The organism is Actinophytocola sediminis (assembly GCF_054779715.1).
The window spans coordinates 95,656-118,455 of the sequence record NZ_BAAGXS010000003.1 but is presented as its reverse complement, the minus strand read 5'-3'; the positions used below and the strand labels follow the sequence as shown (position 1 = coordinate 118,455).

Annotated in this window: 23 protein-coding genes; 12 read left to right on the top strand and 11 right to left on the bottom strand. The window is 71.2% G+C overall.

What is annotated here, in order from left to right:
• Positions 1-2,145 (top strand): TerD family protein, encoded by a 2,145-nt coding sequence (locus ACYVIP_RS02000; RefSeq protein ID WP_460391308.1) that lies wholly within the window; start codon positions 1-3, stop codon positions 2,143-2,145.
• 153 nt (positions 2,146-2,298) lie between these two features.
• Here the strand turns inward: ACYVIP_RS02000 and ACYVIP_RS01995 are convergent, their stop codons facing one another.
• From ACYVIP_RS01995 to ACYVIP_RS01965, 7 genes are all read right to left on the bottom strand, one after another.
• Positions 2,299-2,943: a DUF4360 domain-containing protein gene (locus tag ACYVIP_RS01995; protein WP_460391306.1), complete on the bottom strand. Its 645-nt coding sequence runs from the start codon at positions 2,941-2,943 to the stop codon at positions 2,299-2,301.
• Positions 2,944-3,121: 178 nt separating this feature from the next.
• Entirely contained in the window at positions 3,122-3,745 is a 624-nt protein-coding gene (locus ACYVIP_RS01990; RefSeq protein WP_460391304.1) for a DUF4360 domain-containing protein, read from the bottom strand.
• A gap of 876 nt (positions 3,746-4,621) precedes the next feature.
• Positions 4,622-5,149, bottom strand: a complete 528-nt coding sequence (locus ACYVIP_RS01985; protein ID WP_460391302.1) for a fascin domain-containing protein — start codon at positions 5,147-5,149, stop codon at positions 4,622-4,624.
• Between the two features lie 132 nt (positions 5,150-5,281).
• Positions 5,282-6,205, bottom strand: a complete 924-nt coding sequence (locus ACYVIP_RS01980) for a helix-turn-helix domain-containing protein (RefSeq protein WP_460391300.1) — start codon at positions 6,203-6,205, stop codon at positions 5,282-5,284.
• A gap of 17 nt (positions 6,206-6,222) precedes the next feature.
• Positions 6,223-7,332, bottom strand: coding sequence for a DUF6461 domain-containing protein (locus ACYVIP_RS01975; protein WP_460391298.1), 1,110 nt, complete (start codon positions 7,330-7,332; stop codon positions 6,223-6,225).
• 29 nt (positions 7,333-7,361) lie between these two features.
• Complete coding sequence (locus tag ACYVIP_RS01970) at positions 7,362-7,982, bottom strand: class F sortase (protein ID WP_460391296.1); 621 nt, start codon at positions 7,980-7,982, stop codon at positions 7,362-7,364.
• Between the two features lie 47 nt (positions 7,983-8,029).
• Positions 8,030-8,434 carry a hypothetical protein gene (locus tag ACYVIP_RS01965; protein ID WP_460391294.1) on the bottom strand — a complete coding sequence of 135 codons (405 nt, stop codon included), beginning with the start codon at positions 8,432-8,434 and terminating at the stop codon, positions 8,030-8,032.
• A 164-nt stretch (positions 8,435-8,598) separates the two neighbouring features.
• Here ACYVIP_RS01965 and ACYVIP_RS01960 point away from each other — a divergent pair, with 164 nt between their 5' ends.
• The 8 genes from ACYVIP_RS01960 (at position 8,599) to ACYVIP_RS01925 (ending at position 16,930) form a co-directional block, all read left to right on the top strand.
• Positions 8,599-9,306, top strand: a complete 708-nt coding sequence (locus ACYVIP_RS01960; RefSeq protein WP_460391292.1) for a response regulator transcription factor — start codon at positions 8,599-8,601, stop codon at positions 9,304-9,306.
• Positions 9,290-11,206, top strand: coding sequence for a sensor histidine kinase (locus ACYVIP_RS01955; protein ID WP_460391290.1), 1,917 nt, complete (start codon positions 9,290-9,292; stop codon positions 11,204-11,206). Before ACYVIP_RS01960 ends, ACYVIP_RS01955 begins: the two co-directional genes overlap by 17 nt.
• 103 nt (positions 11,207-11,309) lie before the next feature.
• On the top strand, positions 11,310-12,221 hold the full coding sequence (locus tag ACYVIP_RS01950; RefSeq protein WP_460391288.1) for an ABC transporter ATP-binding protein: 912 nt from the start codon (positions 11,310-11,312) through the stop codon (positions 12,219-12,221).
• A complete protein-coding gene (locus ACYVIP_RS01945; protein WP_460391286.1) occupies positions 12,218-12,985 on the top strand; it encodes an ABC transporter permease in 768 nt (255 codons plus the stop codon). Before ACYVIP_RS01950 ends, ACYVIP_RS01945 begins: the two co-directional genes overlap by 4 nt.
• A complete protein-coding gene (locus tag ACYVIP_RS01940) occupies positions 12,985-13,914 on the top strand; it encodes a hypothetical protein (protein WP_460391284.1) in 930 nt (309 codons plus the stop codon). Before ACYVIP_RS01945 ends, ACYVIP_RS01940 begins: the two co-directional genes overlap by 1 nt.
• Entirely contained in the window at positions 13,911-14,597 is a 687-nt protein-coding gene (locus tag ACYVIP_RS01935; RefSeq protein ID WP_460391282.1) for a response regulator transcription factor, read from the top strand. The genes ACYVIP_RS01940 and ACYVIP_RS01935 overlap by 4 nt, the downstream gene beginning before the upstream one ends.
• Complete coding sequence (locus ACYVIP_RS01930; protein WP_460391280.1) at positions 14,594-15,988, top strand: sensor histidine kinase; 1,395 nt, start codon at positions 14,594-14,596, stop codon at positions 15,986-15,988. The genes ACYVIP_RS01935 and ACYVIP_RS01930 overlap by 4 nt, the downstream gene beginning before the upstream one ends.
• A 117-nt stretch (positions 15,989-16,105) precedes the next feature.
• Positions 16,106-16,930, top strand: a complete 825-nt coding sequence (locus tag ACYVIP_RS01925; RefSeq protein ID WP_460391278.1) for a hypothetical protein — start codon at positions 16,106-16,108, stop codon at positions 16,928-16,930.
• Between the two features lie 17 nt (positions 16,931-16,947).
• Here ACYVIP_RS01925 and ACYVIP_RS01920 read toward each other — a convergent pair whose 3' ends face one another.
• The 3 genes from ACYVIP_RS01920 to ACYVIP_RS01910 all read right to left on the bottom strand — a co-directional run bounded on the left by ACYVIP_RS01920 (position 16,948) and on the right by ACYVIP_RS01910 (position 19,813).
• Positions 16,948-17,919 (bottom strand): magnesium transporter CorA family protein, encoded by a 972-nt coding sequence (locus tag ACYVIP_RS01920; RefSeq protein ID WP_460391276.1) that lies wholly within the window; start codon positions 17,917-17,919, stop codon positions 16,948-16,950.
• A 64-nt stretch (positions 17,920-17,983) separates the two neighbouring features.
• Positions 17,984-19,183: a cytochrome P450 gene (locus ACYVIP_RS01915; protein WP_460391274.1), complete on the bottom strand. Its 1,200-nt coding sequence runs from the start codon at positions 19,181-19,183 to the stop codon at positions 17,984-17,986.
• A 24-nt stretch (positions 19,184-19,207) separates the two neighbouring features.
• Positions 19,208-19,813 (bottom strand): TetR/AcrR family transcriptional regulator, encoded by a 606-nt coding sequence (locus tag ACYVIP_RS01910; protein ID WP_460391272.1) that lies wholly within the window; start codon positions 19,811-19,813, stop codon positions 19,208-19,210.
• 44 nt (positions 19,814-19,857) lie between these two features.
• Between ACYVIP_RS01910 and ACYVIP_RS01905 the strand changes: the two genes are divergently transcribed.
• Genes ACYVIP_RS01905 through ACYVIP_RS01895 form a run of 3 tightly spaced genes read left to right on the top strand, consistent with a single transcriptional unit; the run spans position 19,858 to position 21,843 of the window.
• Positions 19,858-19,992: a hypothetical protein gene (locus ACYVIP_RS01905; protein WP_460391270.1), complete on the top strand. Its 135-nt coding sequence runs from the start codon at positions 19,858-19,860 to the stop codon at positions 19,990-19,992.
• Positions 19,982-20,833, top strand: coding sequence for a hypothetical protein (locus ACYVIP_RS01900; protein ID WP_460391268.1), 852 nt, complete (start codon positions 19,982-19,984; stop codon positions 20,831-20,833). Before ACYVIP_RS01905 ends, ACYVIP_RS01900 begins: the two co-directional genes overlap by 11 nt.
• A 59-nt stretch (positions 20,834-20,892) precedes the next feature.
• The gene (locus tag ACYVIP_RS01895) at positions 20,893-21,843 is read left to right on the top strand and encodes a TIGR03564 family F420-dependent LLM class oxidoreductase (protein WP_460391266.1); all 951 of its coding nucleotides are present in this window, start codon (positions 20,893-20,895) and stop codon (positions 21,841-21,843) included.
• Here the strand turns inward: ACYVIP_RS01895 and ACYVIP_RS01890 are convergent.
• The gene (locus ACYVIP_RS01890) at positions 21,840-22,769 is read right to left on the bottom strand and encodes an NADP-dependent oxidoreductase (protein WP_460391264.1); all 930 of its coding nucleotides are present in this window, start codon (positions 22,767-22,769) and stop codon (positions 21,840-21,842) included. The two genes, ACYVIP_RS01895 and ACYVIP_RS01890, sit on opposite strands and share 4 nt — an antisense overlap.
• Positions 22,770-22,800 lie beyond the last annotated feature (31 nt).

The following is a 22,800-nucleotide window of genomic DNA, read 5'->3' as shown; positions in this document are numbered from 1 at the left end:
GTGCTCGAAACACTCATCATCAGCAGGACCCTGCGCGTGCCGGCGAGCACCGGGGCGGCCGGCGACGGCACGCCGGTGGCCCGTCAGCTCGACGCGGCGCTGCTCGACGCCGGGTTCTCGGCGTCGCGCGCGCTGCTGGAGCACGTCGGCGGGCTGGCCATCGGGCCGGCGTTGGACCTCGGTTCCACCGTCGTGGCCGCGGTTCGCGAACTGGTCGGCGACCACGTCCAGCACAACGCCTACTTCATCGGTTTCCCGGACGACGTGCCGGACACCGTCGAGTTCTGGGTCGAGCGGCTGCGCGCCGCCGTCCTGACCGGACACCACGAGGGGAGTGACGCACAGCTTGCCGGCGGGATCGATCTGCTCTCGCTGCCCGGCTACGGCACCTACCAGCACACCTACGCCGACCTGCTGGCCGCGCGCGACGAGCTGATCGCGACCGTGGGCGACCGGCTGACCGGGCTGCGGCTCGGGGACACCGTGGACGTGGAGGCGACGCGCCTCTACCTGGCCATGGCCGGGACCGTGACCCCGCACGGGGAGGCGGATCTCGCGATCCTGTCCCAGCTGGCTGCCGTCTGTGTGGACGGTGAGCAGCCGGCCGCGGTCCCGGTGCGGGAGAACCGCGCCGTGCTCAACGGCATCCGGCTCACCCTCGGCCGGCCGCTGGTCGCGATGGACACCACGACCGACGTGCTTCGCTTGGCGTGTCAGGTTTCCGGTGGTGATGTCGCACTCGCGACGCCGACGCGGTTTCGGTCGTTCCGGCGCAGGGAGCGCCGGGTCCTGCTGGCCGCGCTGAACGAGATCGTCGGTGCGCACCAGGGCAAGCTCGGTGACGTCGCGCGGTACGCCGAGCCGTGGAAGCGGCTCGGGGAGCGGCTGCATCCGCACGAGTACGGCCAGTGGCCGCACGCGCGGGCCGTGTTCGCGGTCGCGCGCGGCGAGCGCACGGTACGCGGTGTCGCCGGTCGGGCGGAGGCGGCGATCCGGGCCGGGGCGATCGGGTCCGCGGCGTCGGTGCTGTCGACCGCGCCGGGACTGCTCCTGCGGTCCGCGGACCGGTTGCTGCGGCTGGCTTCGGCGGCGGAGCGGGCCACGGTGGTCGAGGCGGTCACCGGCGCGCTCGGCTCGGCGTCTGGTCGGGTGCTGTGTTCGCTGCGCGAGCACGTCGGCAACCGGCTGGCACCCGCGGCGGCCAGGATGTACGCGAGTCGGTCGCGGCGCGCGTGGGTCGGGCCGGACGAGCGGCCCGCGCTGCCCGCCGGGCTGGTGGCCGAGCTTTCGGCGCGGCTCGACGCGGAGATCGCCGGGCGGCTGCGGGAGTTCGACCGGCCGGTGCTGGTGGACCCGGACGTGCTCGACGTGGCGTTGCCGTTGTCCGGCAAGGCCTCCGAGAGCGGGTTCGCGGTGCTGCCGAGGGGTTCGCGGGCGTCGGTGGCCGGTGCGCTGCTGCGGTTCTTCACCTACTGGCGCCAGACCGCGCGCCGCACCGACTACGACCTGTCCGTGCTGCTGCTCGACGAACGGTTCCACGCGCTCGGTCAGGTGTCGTGGACGAACTACCACCACGGCGGTGTCGTGCACTCCGGCGACCTCACCGAGGCGGCGAACGGGGCGACCGAGTTCATCGACGTGCCACTGGACCTCGAGGCGAACTACGTGGTGCCGCAGGTCCACATCTACGCCGGCGAGTCGTTCGACGAGGTCGCGGAGTCGATGTTCGGGTACCAGACCCGCGCGCCCGACCAGCGGGGCGCGCCGTTCGACGCGCGGACCGTGCGGGCGCGGTCGAGCATGCGTGGTTCGGGACGGGTGGCGCTGCCGGTGGTGTTCGCCAGGGGGGAGCGCGGCTGGGAGGCGGTGTGGGTGCACCTGTACCTGCGCGGCCTGCCGGCGTTCAACCGGGTGGAGGAGAACGGTTTCACCGTCGCCGAGCAGGTGCGGGCGCTGGTGGAACGGCGCTACCTGACCGTGTCCTACCTGCTCGACCGGTGGCGCACGCGGACCGAGGTGCTGACCTGGGACGGGCAGGTGCCCGATGAGCCGGTGACGTTCATCGGCATCGAGGCCCCGAGGGACCTGCCGGACGGATCGGAGGTGTACACAGTGGACCGGCTCGGTGAGCTGATCCCGGCCTGAGCACGACCGCCGAGGCCATGCGGACGCTTCCTCCCAGAACCCGTTCGAATCGGGGCCTCCGCCAGTGCGGAGGATGTGGCCAACCAGCGTCCGCGCTTTCCTCGGACGCGGCGCCCAGCGAGGGTCCCTCGCTGGGCGCCGCGGTGCTGAACCCTATGGGCAGGGGATCCAGCTGAAGTGGTATTCCGTCTTCATGTCGAGGTCGGTCGAGTCCATCATGGCGAGACTCGTTGTGGTGGAGGTGTTCGACGTGCCGGCGTTCACCCGGAGTTCGGTGTTGATGTTGAAGTTGCGGTCCTCACCGCACGGCTTGTAGACCAGCTGGTCGACCGAGACCCGGTCGGTGGCCTGCCAGTTGTCGTCCATCTCGCCGCTGAAGGTGTGGGACTTCGGGGTCGTCTGGGACATGCCCTGGAAGTAGTAGTTCGCCTTCTCGGTGAAGCTCGCGCCCGCCGCCAGGTTCGCGTAGCCGCGGTAGTCCGCCTGCGCGATGGCGTAGGTGAAGCCCGACGGAACATGCACAACCATGTTGAGCTGGCAGTTCTTGCGGAAGTCGAGTGGGCCCGCACCCACCCCGACCAGCGCGATGTATTCGCTGTAGGTCACGGTGAATCTTGTGTTGTCGGTTGATACTGCGACCGCGGCGGTGCCCGCCGGGCAACCGGATCCGTTCACCGTCACGATGTCGATGACGATCTGGTCGGTCGGCGGGTCGGTGAAGTGCGAGCCGGAGCCGGCCGCGGTGGGTGCGGAGATCAGGGCGGCCGAGATGGCAGCGGCGGTGAGCGTGGCGAACATGGAAGATTACCTCCGAGTTACGTGCCCAGTGGGCGATTGTTTTCGGGCAGGCTGAAGCCCTCCGATATTTGGGGAGATAAGACGATATGTGTTACCGGTAATACACCGAGATTTTTTAAGCGCGGCGGCCGATCGTCGTTATGGCGCCGATCGGTCGCCGCGCTGTGCGCTCACGTCGTCAGTTGCACTGCAGCCAGTGGAAGTGGTACTTCGTGCTCGCCGCGCCGTCCGTGGAGTCCATCGTCACGAAACTGCTGGCGGTACCCGATGAGCCCGAGCTGACCCGCAACTCGGTGTTGATGTTGAGGTTGCGCTCCTCGCCGCAGGGCGCGTAGACCAGTTCAGCCGTCTCGGTCCGGTCGGTGAACTGCCAGTTGTCGCTGACGGGGCTGTTGATCGGGTGGCTCGATCTTGTCGTCGGCGAGGTGCCCTGGATGTAGTAGCTGGCTTGTTGGAGCGCGCTGGCTCCTCTTGCCAGATGGGCGAAGCCACGGTAGTCCGCCTGCGCGATGGCGTAGGTGAAGCCCTGGGGGATGTGCACCTGAAGGACCAGTTGGCAGTTCTTGCGCAGGTCGGTCGGATCGGCGCCCTGGCCGACCTGGGCGACGTAGTCGCTGTAGGTCACGGTGAACGCGGTGTTGTCGGTCGAGGTGGCGACCGCGGCCGTGCCGGCGGGGCAACCCGAACCGTTGACCGTGACTATGTCGACGGTTATCCGGTCGTCAGGTGGATTGTCCTGCGCGCCCGCTGGGGCGACGGCCAGGGACATCGCGATGCCCGCGGCAGCAATCATGGATAGCATTGAATGACCTTTCGGTAATTGTCCGATAATAAAATAGAAAGTTGCGACACTCGGACCGCATGATATGTGGGAGACTCCGCCCCGTTTGGGCCTGGTGGCGAAGTGCTGCCGACGCCCTATCTTACGTTCGGGCCATCATTCGAACAAGCGTTGGACTGCATCGTCCGCGCGGCTGACGTGGGCTTGGACGGAATAATCCCCACCGCTTCGATGGCAACTGTGATAACGATTATCGAGGTATTTGTTGAATCGGAAACAAATGTCTTTCTGTGGTTTTGTTGGAGATTATATGTGCGCGACGATGCTGATCGTCGGCGGCCGGTCATGCCGGTGTGTTTCGGTTCCGGCGTCGACTTGTGCGCCGAGGGTGATTGGTGGCCCGGTCGGGCTGGTTGGACGCGCTGGCCGAGTGACACCTGAATAGTTTTCACTTATCTTCCGTTCGGGGGCAAAGATGCTGGTTGGGCCATGGGTGGCCGCTGGGGCCCGGGACGGGAAGATCGCGGAACGCTGCCAGGGTCGGGGTCGCCTCGGCCTGGCGGGTGACTGGATGAATGGTGCTGTCGGTATGGTTGTCGATCGCTTCTGATATTCGTCGAATGATTCGTAGGTGTGCCACCGTGTCGGCGTCGGGTGGTCGAATTCATGGCCTCGGCCCAGGGGTCAACCGACTGGTCGGCACCCTACTTTGGTTGTGAACCGGTGGACGTAGGATGTTGGGCCGTTTGGCCTGAAAGTTGTTTCGGTATTGCCAGGGCATGGTCGCATGGGTGACTATGTGGAGATTGCCCTGGGAGCGCTCCCACAGCCTCGGTCAGCGAACCCCCGCGGGGAGGGCACCTGCGGTGTCCTCCCCGCGGGCTCAGTGGCGGTGGGTCACGGGGTTCGCTCCACGGTGAACCGTTCCCACGGGCCGGGTGTCGCGGCGCGGGCGCGCAGAATGCCGTGGCTATCGCCGGTCCAGCTGAACTCGGCCGACACGTACATCTTGGTGTGCGCGGACGACAACAGGTTGCCGTTCAGGTGGAACCGCTCCCATTTGCCGACCGTGTCGGCGCGGGCGCGGAGGATGCCGTGGTTGTCGCCGGTCCAGCTGTACTCGGCGGACACGTACAGTCCGTTGTGGAGTGATCGAATGGTGTGGATGCCGTCGGACAGGCAGAGTTCGAATCGTTCCCACGGGCCGACCGAGTTGGCGCGGGCGCGGAGGATGCCGTTGTTGCTGCCGGTCCAGCTGAACTCGGCCGACACGTAGGTGCCGCTGTGCTGGTTCCTGATGGATACCACTCGGCATCCTGGGTCCTCGGCGACCGCGGTCGAGGCGCCGACGACCGCGCCGGTCGCCAGCGCGGCGGCCAGTGCGATCAGGCTGGTTACCCGCCGCAGGGCGGTGGTTATGGACATGGTTGTCCTCCGGTACATGCTGGTGGTGGTAGCGATGACCGGTCGACTGTGCGCGCTGTGCGCGGTGGTTTGCCGCTGCTGGACCGATCGCGGACCAGGCTCGGACCACGCGTGCCCGACGATGGAGAGCGGCTACCAGCTGACCGCGTCCACGGCGAACGTGCGGGACGTGCCGTCGCTCTGGTAGGGCTGCAGGACGAGCGCGGTTACTTTCTTGACGTCCGGAACGGTCCAGGTGACCGTGGCCCAGCCGTCCGGACCGGGCTTGATCGGCATCTCGGCGCCATCCGTTGGCGTTTCCAGCGATTTGACGTCATCGCCGTTCTCATTGCGCACGATGAACTGGAACCCGTCGTGGGGATGCAGGACCCAGAGTTTCATGGTCACTCGCATGCCCGCGTGCAGAGTCGCCAACGTCTCCCGGTCGTCGGTCCCGAATCCCACGTAGCCGGTGTTCTCCTCCGGTCCTTCGGCCGACCGACCGACTGAGATGACCTGGAAGCTGTGCGACCCTTCATAGTGCCGCTCCGTGGTGATCCCCGCGGTCGCCTTGTGGCCGCCCCACAGGATTTCCCATTCCGCCTCCGGGCCCTCGAACCCGAACCGGAGCGTGTCGACCCTGGGAGGAGGGGGCTGCTCGTCGCTGTCCTGGCCGGCCAGCCAGACCCCACCGGCCGCGGCCGCGAGCACCACCACCAACGCCGGCACCAGATAGCGCCACCGCGGTCGCGGACCGGGCGCCGGCGCGGGATCCGGTGGCGGCGCCTCGGCCGGGGTGCTGAGCAGGGCCGCGGACCGGGTCCCGGCGCGTTCGGCCAGCGCTTCCAGTCGTAGCCGCCGCAGCGTTCCGTCGTCCAGGTCAAGGACCTTCTCGCAGGAGACCAACAGGTCCTCCGGCGGAATCCGCCTGCCGTGCTCGTAGTCGACCAACGTGCCGTGACCGCTGAGCCCGATTTCCTTGGCCAACGCCCGTAACGACATTCCCTTGGCCATTCGGTGCTGCCGGAGCGCGGCACCGAGCGTCCGCGCGACAGAGACCGGTTCGACCTCGTCCACACCACACCCCAGATGCGTCACATTTTGTCAGGAAAACCTAACAGTCCGCGACTTTCCGGTTCAAGAGTGGTCCGAGTTTGGTCCACCGGGATCGATCGTGCCCGTCTGGCCTGGTGGCTGGCTTCCTCGTCCTGGTCGGCGATGCCCAACTCGGCGAACAGGTGCCGCTGGCTCAACCCGATGAACCGGCTCTGTTCGAGCATGGTCTGGATGGCCGACCGGGGACCGCCGGCCAGCAGGGCATGCGCGACGCGGCCGGTGGCGGCCTGCCGGTGCAGCGCGATCCGGTCCGCCATCAGCAGTGGGGGACCATTCGGGTCAGTCGCCGTCCCGATGGCCACCAGCTCCCGCGCGATCAGCTCCCGCAACGCCACTCCGGTCGCCGATTCGTCGGTGGGCGCCGGCGCAGTCGGCACCTCGGCCAGCTCAGCCATCCCCGCCTCGGCCAACAGGTCCCGGGTGTGCCGGGTGGCCACCGCCGCCAGCTCGGTGTCCGGCACGGACCGCAGGGCCGCGGCCCACGGCGCACCCGGGGCGTGCGTGAGCCGGGGAAGCACCGGGAGCGCCACGCCGAGCAGTCCCGGCGCGCCCACGATCTCGTCGTCGATCGCGAACCCGCACACCGCCGCGACGAACCGCAGCGAACTGGCCGGCAGATCCGCGACGGCCCAGTCCGCCAGCGACACCCCGGCCTGGTCGGCCAGCGCGCGCAACGTGTCCCATTCCCGATCGCCATCGGCGCCCGCGCTCGCGGTCTCGACCCGGCCGGCGGTGCCGTTCTCCCCGTATCCCAGCCAGCGCATCCCGTCGCCGCTCGTGCCGACCGACACCGCCCGCCCAGTCGCGGACAGCCGGCACAACACCTCCGGGCGGACCCCCTCGAGACTGCGCTCCTCGACGACGACCACCCAGTGGCCGACGGCGACGGCGCGGATGACCGGCCGATAGCCGTACCGCGCCGTCGTCAGCGCTGCGGCCTCGCGCGGGCCACCACGGACCGCGTCCTCGGCCACCGCGCCGAACCCCGCCAGCACCTCGGCAGCGCTCTTGTCCTCGACAACAGTCACGCAGTACTGCGGATATCGGGTCCGCCACCGAAAGCCACTGTTCGCCGGCACCTCGGTCACGCCGGCAGACTACCGTCGGGATGTGCCGGCTACGACGATGGCTCGGCGGCGTCGACCACGCCGGTGTAGACGGCGAACGCGATGACGTTGTCCCGGTAGCTGGCCGCGGCCTCGTCGAACGTGCCGCCGCAGGTGATCAGCCGCAGCTGCGGCTCGGTCGTGTTGCCGTACACCTCGTCGGCGGGAAAGCCGCTCTTCGGCACCTGTTCCGTGCGCTCGACCACGAACCGGGCGACCTGCCCGTCCTCGCGGCCGATCTTGATCTCGGCGCCCGGTTCGAGCTCGTGCAGCCGCGCGAAGATGCCGTCCTTGCCGCCACCGTTGACGTGACCGAGTACCACCGATGGCCCGAGCTGGCCCGGCGTCGGGCTGTGTTCGTACCAGCCGGCCTGCATCGGCTGGTCCACCGGCGGCACCTCGACCGTCTGGTCGTCGTTGAGCCCGAGCGGGACCAGCGACGAGTGCGCGCCGATCCCGGGCACGTCGATCCACAGTGGACGTGACGCGTCGAGCGTGCCCGACGCCGGCGCGGATTGCGCGGACCCGGACTGGGACTCGGACTGGGTCTGGGTCTTCGGCTCCGCGTCGGTCTCGGCGGTCGAGCAGCCGGCCAACGCCAGTACCACCAGGCACAGGGAGGCCGCGACCATGCCGCGGCCTCCCGTGGTGCGCAATCGCACAGTGATCGCCCGGACTCTCAGCGCGCGCCAGCGCGGCGGCGCAGCGCCACCAGGACGCCACCGGCCGCGACGGCCACGACCGAGGCCGCGCCACCGGCCACGGCCAGGTCGATGCCCGACTCCGGCCCGCCCCCGGTCTCCGGCGCACCATCCGGCCGCACGGACACCTGCGGATCGCCAGGAGCCGGGACGGCCCTCGGCGGTTCGCGCCTGTCAGTCGGGTCCGCCCGGTCCGGCGCAGGGGGCGCGGCCTCGGGCTCCTTCGGGTCGTTGGCCGACGGCGGGGCGGGCGCTTCCGTCGCCGGTGGCGTGGTCGCCACGGGCGCGGACGGTTCGTCGTCGGCCAGTGCGGTCCCAGCGGTCAGCGGCAGTGCGACCGCCCACAGCACGGCGCCCGCGGCGCATGCTCGGCCCAGCTTCATGGATGTCCTTCCTCGATGGTGGTACCCGGCCGTTGCCGGATGATGATCAGTCTGGGGAGCCGTTTTCAGGATCCTGTGTGCCAACTGTGAAGAACCTGTTCGGTTTTGCGCCCACTCGCGGCCCATCGCGAGACCCCGGGCGGGACGGCACCGATACTGTGCTGGTGTATGCACAGGTACTGGTCGCCGAGGACGATCCGAAGCAGGCCGAGCTGATCCGGCGCTACCTGGTGCACGACAACCACACGGTGATCGTCGTGCACGACGGGCGGGCGGCCATCGACGAGGCGCGGCGCCGCAAACCCGATCTCGTGGTCCTCGACGTGATGATGCCCAGGGTCGACGGGCTGGACGTGTGCCGGGTGCTGCGCGCCGAGTCGGACGTGCCGATCGTGCTACTCACCGCGCGCACGACCGAGGACGACGTGCTGCTCGGCCTCGACCTCGGCGCGGACGACTACATCACCAAGCCCTACAGCCCAAGACAGCTCGCCGCCCGGGTCCGCGCGGTGCTGCGCCGGTCCCACCGGGGCACTGGCCGGGGGCAGTCGGTGCTCTGCGCCGGGGACCTGGTGGTGGACCAGCAGCGGCACGAGGTCCGGTTCGGCGGGGCCATGCTGGACTGCACCCCGGCGGAGTTCCGGCTGCTGGCGGTGCTGGTCGCCGAGCCTGGCCGGACCTTCAGCCGTGGTCAGCTGCTCAGCCAGGCGTTCGGCATGGACAAGTTCGTCACCGAGCGCACCATCGACGTGCACGTGATGAACCTGCGCCGCAAACTCGAACCCGACCCACGCAACCCGGTACACCTGCTGACGGTGTACGGCGTCGGCTACAAGCTGAGGGAAATCCCCGCCGATGACCCGACGGCATAACCTGCTCACCCGGCTGCTGGCGATGTCGGTGGTCGTGGCCGGCTGCGCGGTCGGCGCCTCGGCGTGGCTGGCCGCGCAGACCACCAGCGGCGCGATCAACCAGGAGATCTCCGCGTCGCTGGCCACCGACGCGGAGATCTACGACCGGCTGCTCGGCCACGCCGCCACGCACCCGAACTGGTCGGGCGTGCGGGGGCTGGTGGCCCGCGTCTCGGCGGAGACCGGACGGCGCATCACGGTGACCACCCCGTCACGGACGCCGATCGCCGACTCCGGCGGCGCCCAGGACTCGCCGCTGCCGAAGACGCCGTCGGCGGTGGTCGATCCGCTGGCGGTCGACCCGGTGCTCAAGCCGGCGGCCGGGAAGGCCGGCATCGACACGCGGGCCGTCGGCCCGTACCGCCTGACCAGCGCCGAGCGCGCCGAGCTGCGCGCGGCCGCGCAGGCACAGCTGAACTGTATGCGCCGATTCGGTCTCGCCGGGGTGATCGTCGAGCAGCCAAACGGCCGCTCGGTCGTCGACGAGGTGACCGACTCGGCCGCCGAACCGGTGGCCCCGACGCCGGCGGCGGACCCGGAGCCGGACCGGGAGCTGGATACGGGGGTGAACCAGGAGGCGCCGGTCAACGTGGAGCCGCCGGGCGCCGCGCGGCCGCCGCCGGCCGTCGAGCCGTCCACCGATCAGCCCCGGGACTCCGCGGAGTCGTCCGGCCGGATGGACTGCACCGACCCGGCGCGCGCGACCAACACCGAGCGCGCGGCGAGCACCGAACTGCTGACCCTGGTCAACGCGTGCCTCGACCGGCAGGGCACGGCCCCGCTGGCCATCACGCCCGACGAGCTGACCTCGCCGGACCAGCTGCGCCCCGCGCCCGACGACCAGCGCTGCGTGGACTCCGCGCGCCGCGAGCAGCTCGCGGCGCACGTGTCCGCGCCCGCGTACCTGTACATCGGCAGAGCGGGCGCGAACGCCGCCGCCCCGGTCGACCTGTCCACCGTGGGGTACTCCAGGCTCGCGTGGACGGCGCTGGCGGTGCTCGTGTTGACCGTCGGCGTGACCGCGTTCGCCGCCACTCGGCTCGTCCGGCCCATCCACGCGATCACCTCCGCGGCCCGCAAGATGGGCGACGGCGACCGGTCCGCGCGCGTCGAGACCACCACCAAGGGCGAGATCGGCGAGCTCGCGACCGCGTTCAACCGGATGTCCGAGCAGATCGAGCTCGCCGAACGGCAGCGCCGGACCATGGTCAGCGATGTCGCGCACGAGCTGCGGACCCCGCTGGTGAACATCCGGGGTTGGCTGGAGGCCTCGCAGGACGGGATGGCGCACCTGGAGCCCGCGCTGGTGGCCTCGCTGGTCGAGGAGACCGTGTTGCTCCAGCACATCATCGACGACCTGCAGGACCTCGCCCTGGCCGACGCCGGGAAGCTGCGGATGCACCCGGAACAGGTGGCGGTCCGGTCGATCCTGGGGCAGGTCGCCTCGGCCCACCACAGCCAGGCGCACGCGGCCGGCGTCCAGCTGCGGGTCGCGATCGACGGCGAGCCCGACCTGTCCGCCGACCCGACCCGGCTGCGCCAGGCGCTCGGGAACCTGGTGTCCAACGCCTTGCGACACACCCCGGCCGGCGGCCGGGTGGTCCTGTGGGCACGCCAGGAGACCGGCGCCGAGGTGCTCATCGACGTCGCCGACACCGGCTCCGGGATCGACGCGGAGTCGCTGCCCTACATCTTCGACCGCTTCTGGCGCGCCGACCGGTCAAGAAGCCGCAGCTCCGGCGGCAGTGGCCTCGGCCTCGCGATCACCCATCACCTGGTCGCCGCCCACGGTGGCCGGATCGAGGTGCGCAGCAGGCCGGGCGCGGGCACCACGTTCACCATCCGGCTACCGGTCACCTGAGCCGTTCGGCGATCCTGGGAGTTTCCTGGGAACGTCGGCCGATTCGCCGAGGACGGCGCCTCGTTCCCAGGAAGTCGTCACCTGGCGGCGACAGCCTGGCGCCATGACCGACACGATCGAGGCCGTCGGCCTCACCAAACGCTATGGCGGCACGCTGGCCGTCGACGAGCTCACCTTCACCGTCGAACCCGGCCGGGTCACCGGTTTCCTCGGCCCCAACGGGGCCGGCAAGTCCACCACCATGCGGCTGATGCTCGGGCTCGACGCGCCGAGCGCGGGCACCGTCGCCGTGGCCGGCAGGCGCTACGCCGACCTGCCCCGGCCGCTGCACACGGTCGGCGCGTTGCTGGACGCCGGCGCGGTCCATCCCGGCCGCCGCGCCGCCGACCACCTGCTCGCGCTCGCGCAGACCGCCGGCATCGGCCGGGCGCGGGTGGCCGAGGTGCTCGGGCTCGTCGGGCTGGACGGCGTCGCCGGGCGGCGGGCCGGGACGTTCTCGCTCGGCATGCGCCAGCGGCTGGGCATCGCGGCGGCGTTGCTCGGCGACCCGCCGGTGCTGCTGTTCGACGAACCGGTCAACGGCCTCGACCCGGAGGGCATCCGCTGGATCAGGACGCTCATGCGCGACCTGGCCGCGCAGGGCCGCACCGTGCTCGTCTCCAGCCACCTGATGAGCGAGATGGCGCTGACCGCCCAGCACCTGCTGGTCATCGGCCGGGGCAGACTCCTGGCCGACACCGGCATCGACGAGTTCCTCCACCGCCACGGCGCGGAGACCGTGCTGGTCCGCTCCGGCGAGCAGGACCGGCTCGCGCGGGTGCTGCGCCGTGCGGGCGCGCACCTCGACCTGGACGCCGACGGGCTGCTCGTCGACCGGCTCACGGCCACCGAGGTCGGCAAACTCGCCGCCGAGGAGGGCATCGCGCTGTTCGAGCTGACCCCGCGGCGCGGCTCGCTCGAGGACGTGTTCATGGCGCTGACCGGCGACTCGGTCGAGTACGGGGTGCGCGCGTGAGCGTCCTCCGTGCGGAATGGACCAAACTCCGCAGCCTGCGCTCCACCTGGCTCACCGCGGCGGTGACCGTGGTACTCGGCGTCGGGGTCAGCGCGCTGGCCACCTCGGGCCTGGCGCGCGGCTACGGCGAACTCTCCCCGGCCGACCTGGCCGCCTGGGACCCGGCCGCGCACAGTCTCACCAGCGTCATCCTGGCGCAGCTCGCGATCGGTGTGCTCGGCGTGCTGGTGATCACCGCCGAGTACGCGTCGGGGTCGATCCAGCCCAGCCTGCTGGCCGTTCCCCGGCGAGGCCGGCTGCTCGCGGCCAAGGCCGGCGTGTTCGCGACCGCGGCGGTACTGCTCGGCCAGGTGATCGGGTTCGCCTCGTTCCTCGTCGGCCAGGCGGTGTTCGCCGGCGCCGGCGTGCCATACGCGACGCTGGGCCAGCCGGAGGTGGTGCGCGGGGTCGTCGGCGGCGGCCTCTACCTCGCCGCGATCGGCCTGCTCGGGCTCGGCCTCGGCACCCTGTTCCGCTCGACCGCGGGCGCGATCGGCACGCTCGTGTCGCTCACGCTGCTGGTGCGGCTGCTCGCGCAGATGCTGCCCCAACAGTGGGCCGAGTGGCTCGACCGGTACTGGCCGACGGCCGCCGGCGAGAAGATCTTCACCGCGGTGTGGGTGGCCGGCGACCTCCCGCCGTGGTCGGGGTTCGCGCTGCTGTGCGGGTTCGTCGCGCTGATCGGTGCCGGCGGCTACGCGGTGCTGCGCGCCAGGGACGCGTGATGCGGCCGGCCCGTGAGGTGCTCGTCGGGGTGGCGGCCGGCGTCCTGGCGTGGGCGGGCATGGCCGGCTGGGCGCTGCTGGGCGTGACGCTCGCCGGGCTCGGCGCGGCGACCGCGCCCGCGGCGGTGGCGCTGGCCGTCGGTGGCTCCGCCGGCCTCACCCGGGACGTGGCACTCACCGGGTCGATCTCCGTGCTGCCCCTGGGGGTCTCGCTGGTCGGCGCCGTGCTGCTGACCGCATGGCTCACGTCCTGGCGGCGGGTCGGCGGCGCGGTGCTGGGGTTCCTGGTCGTGCTGGTCGCCGGGCTCGTCGCGGTCGCGTCCCTGCCCGCCGGTGAGCTGACCGTCCAGGCCTGGCCGACGGTGCTGGGCAGCCAGGCGTGGCTGTTCGTGGTCCTGGGGGTGCGGGTGGCGATGTGGTGGCGGCCCTGGGTCGGGGCGGTGGTCCTCGTGCTGCTCGGCGCCGCGGCGCTCGCGACCGTGGTCGGCGCCGTCGCCTCGGTGGCCGGCGGCGCCCGGATGCTCGGCACCATGCTGCTGGCCGCGCCCAACCTGCTCTGCGTCGCGCTGACCAGGGGGCTCGGGGTGCCGTGGACCGTGCGCGGGCCGGACCTGCCGATGCCGACGATCGACACCGGTGGGCTCGGGCCGCTGGCCGTGCCCGGGTGGCCGCTGGCCGTGGCCGCCGCCGTGCTCGTGGTCCTGGTCGCGGTGTTCGCCGGCTGGCACACGCCCTGGGTCGGCGCGCTGTGCCTCGGCGGCATGACGGCGCTTGGCGGTGCAGAGGTGGCGCTGCGGGCCGGGCCGTTCGGCATCGCGCTCGGCGTGCGGGGCGACGTGCTCGTCGCCATCGGCGTCGGGCTGCTCGCGGGGACGGCGGCATGTCTGCTCGTGCGGGCCTTCCGGTCCTGGCATGGTCAGCGCACATGACCGCCAACCTGCTCGTGGTGGAGGACGACCCGACGCTGCGGGAGCTGCTCGCGGCGAGCCTGCGCTTCGCCGGGTTCGCGGTGTCCACCACCGCGAGCGGCGCGGAGGCGCTGCGGATCGCCGCGAGCAGGCCACCCGACCTGGTCGTGCTGGACGTGATGCTGCCCGACGTCGACGGGTTCGAGGTGCTGCGCAGGCTGCGCGGCGCCGCGGTCGCCGGCCGGGAGGTGCCGGTGCTGTTCCTCACCGCGCGCGACGCCGGGGAGGACAAGGTGACCGGGCTGACCGCCGGCGGCGACGACTACGTCACCAAGCCGTTCCGGCTCGAGGAGCTGATCGCGCGCATCCGGGCGATCCTGCGGCGAACCGCGGGCGCGGCCAGGGCGGCGCTGGCCGTCGGTGACCTCGAGCTGGACCCGGTCGCCCGGCTGGTCACCCGCGGCGGCGAGCCGATCTCGTTGTCGCCAACGGAGTTCACCCTGCTGCGGTTCCTGATGGACAACGCCGACCGGGTGCTCGAGCGCGGGCGGATCCTGCATCACGTGTGGCGCTACGACTTCGGCGGCGACGCCAGCATCGTCGAGTCCTACATCAGCTACCTGCGGCGCAAGGTCGACAACCGCGAGCCCCGGCTGATCCACACCGTGCGCGGTGTCGGGTACGTGCTGCGCAGGCCACGATGAGCCGGCTGTCGCTGCGCGCCCGCATCCTGGTCATCGCGATGACGCTGTTGGTGACCGGCATGGTGATCAGCGACACGGTCGTGCTGGTCGCGTTGCGCAAACCGTTGGTGGACCGGGTGGACTTCCAGTTGACCGCCGCCACCGGCCTGCTGACGATCGTGCCGGAGCAGTTCGTGCGCAACCTGGCGGCGACCACCTCCGCCGCCACGGGAGAGAACCTGCCAGACGAGATCTACCTCGGCTACCTCACGCCGGATGGGCGTACTTCCCTGTCACTGCACGGCGAATCGGTACCCGAACTGCCCACTTTGGACAGTGCGGAGGTCGCCGCGCTGGCCGGGAAGCACTTCGAGGTGCCCGGCTGGCGAGTGCTCGCGCTGCCCGCCCGCTCCGGCGACGGCAGCGTGGTCGTCGCCGGCTCACTGTCGCAAGTGGACGCGACGATGGCCCGGGTGCGCCTGTTGTGCCTGCTGGTCGGCGCCGGGTTGCTCGTGCTGCTCGCCGGCGTCGGCTGGTTCTGGGTGCGTGCCGGGCTGCGTCCGCTGCACCGCATCGAGCAGACCGCGGCCGCGATCGCCGGCGGTGACCTGTCCCGGCGCGTGCGGCTCACCACGGCACCGGCCACCGAGGTGGGCAGGTTGACCGCCGCGCTCAACGGGATGCTGGCCCAGATCGAGGCGGCGGTGGCCGCGCGGACCCGGTCCGAGCAGCGGCTGCGCCGGTTCGTCGCGGACGCGAGCCACGAGCTGCGCACCCCGCTGGCCGGCATCAGCGGGTTCGCGCAGCTCTACCGGATGGGCGGCGCCGAGATCGAGTCCACAATGGACCGCATTGAGCGCGAGTCGTTGCGGCTGACCGGCCTGGTGGACGACCTGCTCCTGCTGGCCCAGGCCGACGAGCACGGTCTGGTGTTGCGCCGGGCGCCGATGGACCTGCGCACGCTGGCCGCCGACGCGCTGCACGACGTGCGGGCACTGGACCCGGCTCGCCCGGTGCGGCTGACCGGCCTCGGCACCGAGACCGACCCCGGCCCCGCCCCGGTGCTGGGGGACGAGTCCCGGCTGCGGCAGGTGGTGAGCAACCTGGTCGGCAACGCCGTCGCGCACACCCCGGCCGGCAGCGCGGTCCGCGTCGGGGTCGGCACCGACGGCGGCGACGCGGTGCTCGAGATCGCCGACACCGGCCCGGGTCTGCCGGCCGAGCAGGCGGCGCTGGTGTTCGAACGGTTCTACCGCGCGGACACGTCCAGAGCCCGCGACGGGGTCGGCGGCGCGGGTCTCGGCCTCGCGATCGCGTGGTCGCTGGTCGCGGCGCACGACGGCACGGTCGAGGTGGACACCGCGCCGGGGCACGGCGCGACCTTCCGGATCCGGCTGCCCCTCGACCGGTGACCGGCCGTTGGAGTTTCCCGCGGTCGAAAATCCGGTACGGGGACGGGAATTGTGGTGCTGAGCCGACCATGATGCCTGGAATGCCTGGATAGTGGAGGCGACGGGACGGAGGAAAGCATGCACACCGAATCCGAACCACGCCGTAGTCGCCTGGCCGTCATCGTGACGGTGGTGGTCGTCGTCGCGTTCCTCGCGGCGGCCACTACGCTGATCGTGGTGCTGTCCCAGAAAGAGGAGTCGGCCGCCGGCCCGAGCGCGCCGACGTCGACGTCCGCCGTGCCCCCGTCGACCGCCTCGACCACGCCGACGCCGGCCAGTTCGCCGCAGGCCGTACCGACCTTCGACCACGAGCCGCTGTGGCCGTTCACCAGCCTGGCCGAGGTCGAGGAATGGCAGGCCGCCCACCAGTCGACCGGACAGGACGCCTGGCACCTCGACCCGCGTGCCACCGCGGTCGAGTTCACCACCGGATACCTGGGCTTCACCGGGATCGACCAGGTGCTGTCGGCCACGGTCGAGGACGACGAGGCGTGGGTGACGGTGGGCTTCCCGATCGAGAACGCCAAGCCGGGCACCGCGGCCGTGGTGCACCTGGCCAGGTTCGGCGCGGGCGCGGACGCGCCGTGGGAGGTGGTCGGCACCCGGGACACCACGCTGACGCTGACCGAGCCCGGCTATGGCGAGGTGGTCTCCTCGCCGTTCACCGTGGGCGGCCGGATCACCGGCGTCGACGAGGACATCAAGGTGCGGGTGCGCCAGCCGGACACCGCGGCGCCGCTGGGCGAGGCGGCGGGGGTGCCCGCCGGTGGCGAGTCGACCCCGTGGTCGACCCAGGTCTCGATCACCGGGGCCACCGCGCCGGCGCTGACCGTCGTCGCCTGGTCCGGGGGACACGTGGTCGAGGTCGAGCGGTTCGCCATCACCGCGGTCCGGGTTCGCTGAGCACCACCTGCCGTCGCTCAGAGCCAGTCGCGTCGTCTGAACAGCACGTACAGCAGGCCGGAGAGCACCAGAATGACCACTGTGGACATCCAGAATCCCCAGTACTGCTGGAAGCCGGGGTAGGGCAGGTTCTGTCCGAAGTAGCCGGTGATCGCGGTGGGCACGGCGATCACCGCGGCCCAGCCGGTGACCTTCTTCATGATCGTGTTGAGCCGGTTGCTCTGGATGTTGAGCTGGGCCTCGCGGATGGTGGCCAGCAGGTCCCGCAGCGACTCGGTCCACTCGGTGGCCCGCAGCGCGTGGTCCTTGACGTCGTGGAAGTAGGGCAGCAGGTCATCGTCGACGAGGTGGTCGTGGCGCATGAGCGTGCCGACCACCTCCGGCATCGGCAGCACCACCCGCCGCAGCGTGGTCAGGCTCCGGCGCAGGTCGAGGGACCTTCGTTGCAGCTCGGTCTGGTCGGTGTGGTCGGCGAACACCAGGTCCTCCAACGCGTCGACCTGTTCGTCCAGCGCCCGGGTCGCGTCCAGATGGGTGTCCACCAGGTAGTCCAGCAGGCCGTGCAGCAGGAACCCCGAGCCGTCCCTGGCCAGCTCGGCCACGCTGTCCCAGCGCGCGGTCACGGCGTCGATGTCGAACCAGTCGTCCTTGCGCACGGTCACGATGGCGCGGTCGGTGATGAACACGGCCAACTCGGTGCCGGCGAGCACCCCGGTCGTGGCGTCCAGCCGCACGGCGTAGGCGGTCAGGAAGGAGTGACCGGCGTAGCGGTCCAGTTTGGGCCGCTGCCGCTCGTCGAGGACCGCGTCCTCGACCGCCAGCTCGTGCAGGTCCAGCTCCTCGCCGAGGACGGCGAGATCCTCGGCGGTCGGGGAGCACAGGTCCAGCCACACGGTCGCGGCCGGATCCCGCAGATGGTCCGGCGCCGCCGACAGCGGGAAGTCCTCCGCTTCCAGGACACCATGCCGGTAGAGGCGTGCGCGAGCCATGACACCGCAGGTTAGCCGCTGGGGCGCCCGCGGCGGTGGCATCGGGAGAGTGGTGTCGGGGTGCTCAGTCCCAGGCGATCGGGAAGTGCTCCGGCGCCCTGGTGGCCAGGCCGGACTTCCACCTGATGTCGGCGTCTGTGCCGGCCACCCGCAGGCCGGGCAGGCGGGTCACCAGGGTGCGGAGGGCGACCTGCAGCTCCATCCGCGCCAGCGGCGCGCCAAGGCAGTGGTGGGGACCGTGACCGAACCCGATGTGCGGGACGTCGTCGCGGGCGAAGTCGATGGTGTCCGGGTCGGCGAAGACGGTCTCGTCACGGTTGGCCGAGTGCATCGCCACCACCACCGGCTCGCCCGCCCGGACGGTCACCCCGCCCAGCTCGACGTCCTCGGTCGCGTAGCGGGCCGTGCTGCCGCCGATGCCCAGCGGCACCCAGCGCATCAGCTCCTCGACGGCCTTCGGCACGAGGTCGGGGTCGGCCCGCAACGCGGCGAGGTGATCGGGGTTGTTCAGCAGCACGTAGACGAAGTTGGGGATCTGGGACGCGGTGGTCTCGTGCCCGGCCACGAGGATGGCCTCCGCCATGGACAGCAGCTCGTCCTCGGAGAGGCGGTCGTCCTGGTCCCTGGCGACCACGAGCGCGCTGATCAGGTCGTCGCGGGTGGCCCGCCTGCGGTCGGCGATGAGCCCGGTCATGTACGCGCGCAGCCGGCCGACGTTGTCCATCACCTCCTGCGGGGTGAACCTGGTCGTGGACAGGAACGCGTCGGACCACACGCGGAAGTCGTGCCGGTCCTCGACCGGGACGCCGAGCAGCTCACAGATGACGGTGATCGGCAGCGGCAGCGCGAACCCCTCGACCAGCTCGCCCAGCGCGCCGTCCTCGAGCATGCGGTCGACCAGGCCGTCGGCGATCTCCTGGGCCCGGGGCCGCAGCGCCTCGACCCGGCGCATGGTGAACGCGCTCATCACCAGCCGGCGCAGCCGGGAGTGCTCTGGCGGGTCGAAGCTCATGATGTTGCCGGGCGGCCCGGCGTGCGCGCGGACGCGGGGTTGGTCGCGGCCGGTCGCGGCGGCGCGGCTGAACCGGGCGTCGCCGAGGACGGTCTTCACGTCTGCGTAACGGGTGGCGAACCACGCCGGCTCGCCGTAGGGCAGCTGCACGCGACAGAGCGGTTCTTCCTTGCGCAGCACCGCGAACAGCGGGTCGGTGTCGAGCCGGTCGGACTGGGTGAACGGGTAGTTCCTGACTTCGGCGGTGGTCATCCCCGGTTTTCCTCCGTTGTTGGTTCACTCGAGCGCGGGGCCGAGCAGGTGGCACACCGCGTCCGCGAGCAGGTCGAGCGGCTGCCCGACGTCGGGCCACGCGCCGACCGCCGACACGGTCAGCACGGACTCGACCTGCAACACCGCCATCAGCACGCGCTGGCGTGCCTGCGCCGCGGGCACGCCAGCCCACCGAGGACCGGTGGACAGTTGTGCCACATAACGTTCGTGCGCCTCGACGTACTGGCCGCGCTCGCCCGGCTCCCGCGCGATCACCCTGGGACCGGCCGTGGTCACGACCCGGATGGTGGGTGCCAGTTCCTGCCAGGCGTCCGCCATGGCCGCCACCCAGTGCCGGATCGCGTCCCGTGTCCAGCGCATGGCGGCGAGGTCGGCGTAGAGCTGGTCCGCGGTCGCGTAGACCCGCGCGATCAGGCCGCGCACGATGTCGGCCTTCCCGTCGGGGAAGTGCGCGTACAGGGTCATCCGCGTGACCGCGGCGGCCGCCGCGACATCGGCGACGCTCGCGGTCACGAACGGCGTCTCGGTGAACACCCGCACCGCCGCGTCCAGCACGCGATGCCGGGTGGCTGCCTTCTGCTCCTCTCCGCGCGCCGCCCGTGATGTCACATCGTCACCGTACGGCAACTACTCGTGACTATACAAGGTGTCAAATGCTGGTCCTGGTCAGGCGTGGCATCGACGAGGAGAAGACGGTCGCGAAAGAAGGAAAACAATTATTTGCGGAGAAGATCGGCGCGCCTAACCCCTGCGGGTTACGTCTTCCGGGTGACGAGGTTGACAGCTGAATGGAGCATTGGTGAATATGACTGTCGTCATACTGGATCGATTCTGGGGGCGCAGATGACCAACAGTTTTCGACGACGCGTCGAGCGCGTCGGCATGTTCACCATGGCGGGCGTGGCGATAGCCGCGGTCGTGACCGATCAGTTCGGCTGGCTCGACCGGATACTGCCACCCGACTCACTACCCAAGATCACCCTGCTCGTGTTGTGCGGCATCACTCTCTTCCTGCTGCTGGAACTGGACCGGTTCCACCAGATCGACTCGATCAGTGGCAATCTCGCCGAAATCGCCGCGGCCAGGAACAACACGTACGCCGGACTGCAAGAAGTACACACCCGACTCGACCACACCGATTTCGAACGGCGGGTGCGGGCCGCTGATCGGGTCATTCTCCTCAACACCTGGATTCCCTACCTCGTGCGCCTGGAAGACGCCCTGGAAGGTGTGGTTCGGCGCGGTGGGGAGGTGCGGGTACTGCTCGTCGCACCCGAATCGCACGTGGCCAAGTTGCGTGACCAGGCCTTGCGTGATGGCGGGGTCGACCGGGTCGGCTTCGACGTGCACGCCGAGGTCGATCGTTGCGTGCAGATCCTCAGCCTCATCTATCGACGGCTACCTGTTGGGTGCCGGTCGGGGCTGCGGCTGCGGATGTTCGACTCGATTCCCTCGATGGCCGTCTACCAGACCGATGACCGGTACCTCGCGTCGATGTTCATGCACGGCCAGTTGGCGATCGACTCGCCGCAGTTCGATATCAGGGGCAATGACAGCGAGTTGGGGCGGCAGCTCAGCCGGGAGATCGACACGCTCTGGCAGATCGGTCGGGAGATCGAACTGGGTTGAGCGGCGTCCCAGATGCTGGGCGGTGGACGAAACCCACAGCCGCACGGGTTGAGCCCGGCATGAGCATTGGTCTGGTGTTGCCGGCGGTCGCGCCGACGGGGAACGTGGTGGACGAGGTCGTGATCGCCGCGAGGGAGGCGGCCGAGGCCGGGATCGGCTCGGTGTGGTTCGCGCAGCGGTTCGACTTCGACGCGGTGACGTTGGCCGGGATCGTGGGTCGCGAGGTTCCGGGGATCACGGTGGGGACCTCGGTGGTGCCGATCTTCGGCCGGCACCCGATCCTGGTGGCCAGCCAGGCGCGGACCGCGCAGGCGGCCACCGGCGGCCGGTTCACCCTCGGCGTCGGGCTCGGCGCGGAGTCGTTGACCGAACCGGTGTACGGCCTGCCCTTCGAGCGGCCAATCGCGCGGCTGCGGGAGTTCCTCACCGCGATCCGCAGCGTGCTGGACACCGGTTCGGTCGAGTTCCGGGGTGAGACGCTGACCGCGGTCACCCCGTGGCCCGCCGTCGTGCCCGGTGCCCAACCACCGGTGCCGGTGGTGGTCGCGGCGATGGGACCGCAGGCGTTGCGGGTCACCGGTGAGCTGGCGGACGGCACCGTGCCGTTCCTGGCCGGGCCGAAGGTGCTGGCCGACCACATCGTGCCCGCGGTGACCGGCGCGGCCGAACGCGCCGGTCGCCCGGCACCGCGGGTCATCGCCGCCGTGGCCGCCGTGGTGACCTCGGACGTAAACGCCGCGCGGGCCGTCGCCGCGGCGCAGACCGCGTTCTACGACCGGATTCCCTCCTACCAGCGAGTGGTCGAGCTGGCCGGCGCCAGCACGGCGGCCGAGCTGGTGGTGATCGGCGACGAGGAGCACGTGGCCGCCGAGACGGCCCGCTACTTCGACGCGGGCGCCACCGAGGTGGTGTTCACCCAGACCGGCCTCACCACCGACGCCGACCGGGCGCGCACCTGGCGCCTCGCCGGCGAGCTGGCCAGGTCACGATCACCGGCGACCCGGCCCTAGTCCGGCCGCCCGACACGCAGCACCAGCTTGCCGCGCACCCGGCGCGACTCGCTGATCGTGTGTGCCTCGGCCGCCCGGTCCAGCGGCAGGGCCGCGTGCACCGGCACCCGCAGCAGCCCCCGCTCGGCGAGCGCGGCCGCGTCGGCCAGGGCCGTGGGGTGCTGCGGGTCGGCGCCGGGGCCGACGGTGGAGCTCAGGTGCACGCCGTGCGCGGCGGCGTCGATGTCGGCCACGCTCACCACCCGGTCCGGGGACCCGGCGAGCGCGACCAGGTCGGGCAGCGACCCGGACCCGGCGGCGTCGAGGACCCCGTCGACCGTCCGTCCCTGCACGCGGTCGGCGAGGCCAGGCCCGTACGTCACCGGGGCGGCCCCGAGGCCGGTGAGGAACTCGTGGTTGGCCGTCCTGGCGGTGCCGACCACCACCAGCCCGGCGGCCAGCGCCAGCTGCACGGCCATCGTGCCCACTCCGCCGGCCGCGCCCTCCACCAGCAGCGTCTGCCCGGGGCGCAGGTCGAGGCGGCGCAGCGCGCGGGCCGCGGTCTCGGTGTTGGCGGCGGCCCCGCCCGCCTGGTCCCAGTCCCACGCCTGCGGCGTCGGCGCCCACAGGTCCAGCACGGCGAACTGCGCCGCCGCCCCGCCGAGCAGGTCCAGCGGCACGATCCCGAACACCGCGTCGCCCACCGCGGTCCCGGTCACGCCGTCACCGAGCTCGTCGACGATCCCCGCGGCCTCGACCCCGGGAATGTGGGGCAGCGCCCGGGGGAGCGGGAACCGGCCCCGCCGCAGGTTGGCGTCGCCGGGGGTGACCCCGGCCGCGCGCACGGCGACGCGCACCTGTCCCGGTCCGGGGTGCGGTTCTGGCACATCGTGGTCCACGGCCAGGACCTCGGGATCGCCGTAGGTGTGGAAGCGCAGTGCGAACATCGGTTCTCCAGTCGTCGAGCGGGTGGGTTCG

Excerpts from the sequence above, each read along its gene's own strand:
- ACYVIP_RS01995 (WP_460391306.1), bottom strand. The coding sequence starts at position 2,943 with ATGTTCGCCACGCTCACCGCCGCTGCCATCTCGGCCGCCCTGATCTCC.
- ACYVIP_RS01990 (WP_460391304.1), bottom strand. The coding sequence starts at position 3,745 with ATGCTATCCATGATTGCTGCCGCGGGCATCGCGATGTCCCTGGCCGTC.
- ACYVIP_RS01985 (WP_460391302.1), bottom strand. The coding sequence starts at position 5,149 with ATGTCCATAACCACCGCCCTGCGGCGGGTAACCAGCCTGATCGCACTG.
- ACYVIP_RS01970 (WP_460391296.1), bottom strand. The coding sequence starts at position 7,982 with ATGGTCGCGGCCTCCCTGTGCCTGGTGGTACTGGCGTTGGCCGGCTGC.
- ACYVIP_RS01965 (WP_460391294.1), bottom strand. The coding sequence starts at position 8,434 with ATGAAGCTGGGCCGAGCATGCGCCGCGGGCGCCGTGCTGTGGGCGGTC.
- ACYVIP_RS01955 (WP_460391290.1), top strand. The coding sequence starts at position 9,290 with ATGACCCGACGGCATAACCTGCTCACCCGGCTGCTGGCGATGTCGGTG.
- ACYVIP_RS01950 (WP_460391288.1), top strand. The coding sequence starts at position 11,310 with ATGACCGACACGATCGAGGCCGTCGGCCTCACCAAACGCTATGGCGGC.
- ACYVIP_RS01940 (WP_460391284.1), top strand. The coding sequence starts at position 12,985 with ATGCGGCCGGCCCGTGAGGTGCTCGTCGGGGTGGCGGCCGGCGTCCTG.
- ACYVIP_RS01935 (WP_460391282.1), top strand. The coding sequence starts at position 13,911 with ATGACCGCCAACCTGCTCGTGGTGGAGGACGACCCGACGCTGCGGGAG.
- ACYVIP_RS01930 (WP_460391280.1), top strand. The coding sequence starts at position 14,594 with ATGAGCCGGCTGTCGCTGCGCGCCCGCATCCTGGTCATCGCGATGACG.
- ACYVIP_RS01925 (WP_460391278.1), top strand. The coding sequence starts at position 16,106 with ATGCACACCGAATCCGAACCACGCCGTAGTCGCCTGGCCGTCATCGTG.
- ACYVIP_RS01920 (WP_460391276.1), bottom strand. The coding sequence starts at position 17,919 with ATGGCTCGCGCACGCCTCTACCGGCATGGTGTCCTGGAAGCGGAGGAC.
- ACYVIP_RS01915 (WP_460391274.1), bottom strand. The coding sequence starts at position 19,183 with ATGACCACCGCCGAAGTCAGGAACTACCCGTTCACCCAGTCCGACCGG.
- ACYVIP_RS01905 (WP_460391270.1), top strand. The coding sequence starts at position 19,858 with ATGCTGGTCCTGGTCAGGCGTGGCATCGACGAGGAGAAGACGGTCGCG.
- ACYVIP_RS01895 (WP_460391266.1), top strand. The coding sequence starts at position 20,893 with ATGAGCATTGGTCTGGTGTTGCCGGCGGTCGCGCCGACGGGGAACGTG.
- ACYVIP_RS01890 (WP_460391264.1), bottom strand. The coding sequence starts at position 22,769 with ATGTTCGCACTGCGCTTCCACACCTACGGCGATCCCGAGGTCCTGGCC.